The sequence below is a fragment of the Streptomyces klenkii genome, assembly GCF_003626645.1.
GTDB classification, from domain to species: domain Bacteria; phylum Actinomycetota; class Actinomycetes; order Streptomycetales; family Streptomycetaceae; genus Streptomyces; species Streptomyces klenkii.
In genome coordinates this window covers 1-1,119 of record NZ_RBAM01000159.1, presented here as the reverse complement: position 1 = coordinate 1,119, position 1,119 = coordinate 1, and the positions used below count along the sequence as shown (strand labels likewise).

2 protein-coding genes are annotated in these 1,119 nt (G+C 66.0%); one reads left to right on the top strand and one right to left on the bottom strand.

Annotated features, from left to right (window positions below):
* Nucleotides 1-132: 132 nt before the first annotated feature.
* Entirely contained in the window at nucleotides 133-279 is a 147-nt protein-coding gene (locus D7231_RS36825) for a hypothetical protein (RefSeq protein WP_158673906.1), read from the bottom strand.
* A gap of 229 nt (nucleotides 280-508) precedes the next feature.
* Between D7231_RS36825 and D7231_RS35420 the strand changes: the two genes are divergently transcribed.
* The coding region (locus tag D7231_RS35420; RefSeq protein ID WP_147449913.1) for a helix-turn-helix domain-containing protein at nucleotides 509-1,119 on the top strand (611 nt) is incomplete at its 3' end.

Below are 1,119 nucleotides of genomic sequence, written 5' to 3'. Positions count from 1 at the left end.
AGAGCGGAACCGACGCCCGGGGCAACACCACCGTGGCCGGATCAGCCGGCCCCGGAGGCAGCGGCGCCCCGGCGCGGCGGCGGCCGGTCGCCGGAGGAAGTAACCAGCGAGCCAGCCGGAGAACTGCCTTCTTCATGCCTGCTCCTGTTCCATCGTCACGTCGTCATCGCTCACCAGCCGGGCCAACTTGCGGCGCAGCGCGTCACCCTGCTCCAGCAGTTCGGCAAGCGTGAGGTCCTTCTCGTCTGTCGGCGGCGGGGTGCCTTCGGTAGTGCTCATGGGGGGCCACCTCCGTTCAACGGGGTTGCGCGCACAGCGCGCTGTCGGCAGCCAGTGAGCGTAATGACACGTGGCGCGACTGCCACGACTAGACTGCACCGGGTTGGACACCAAAAGCAAGGTGCAAGAATGGATACCTTCCATTCGATCAACTGTCCGGCGACTTGCGTCCGTTCGAAGCTGACGGCCAGACTCAGGGCGTCGTCAACTGACGGGAGGCGCGTGACACATGGTGCAGAAGCGAAACATCCCCACTGTTCGCCTCCGGCGACTTGCTGCCGAGCTGCGGCGCCTACGCGCAGATGGCGGGTTCACCCGAGAGGAGGTCACGGAACGGACAGCGATCACGGGAACCACCCTGTATCGCGTTGAACACGCGCAGACTCGTCCGCAGAGGCGAACCCTGATCGGCCTCCTCGACCTGTACGAAGTGCAGGGAGCACAGCGCGACGAACTTCTCGCCCTGGCCCAACGCGCCAGCGAGCTGGGGTGGCTGCGGCCGTATCACGAGGAGCTGCCCGACGAGTACACCTCGTACATCAGCTTCGAGTCGGAAGCCTGGGAGATCCGCAACTCGGAGTCGCTGTTCGTCCCGGGCCTATTGCAGACGGAGGACTACGCGCGCGAGGCGATCAGGGGAACCCTCCCCATGACCACCGCAGAGGAAGTCGAGTCGCGAGTTCGAGCCCGGATCGAGCGGCAGGCGGTACTCAGCAAGGAGGAGCCGCTCCGTCTGCGTGCGGTCATGGACGAGGCCGCGCTCCATCGTGTCGTCGGCGGGCCGGACACGGAAATCATGCGGGCTCAGATGCTCCACCTCACGACGGTCATGCAGCTTCC

What these genes read in the sequence shown, in the direction of transcription:
- D7231_RS36825 (WP_158673906.1), bottom strand. Translation starts at nt 279, where the DNA reads ATGAGCACTACCGAAGGCACCCCGCCGCCGACAGACGAGAAGGACCTC.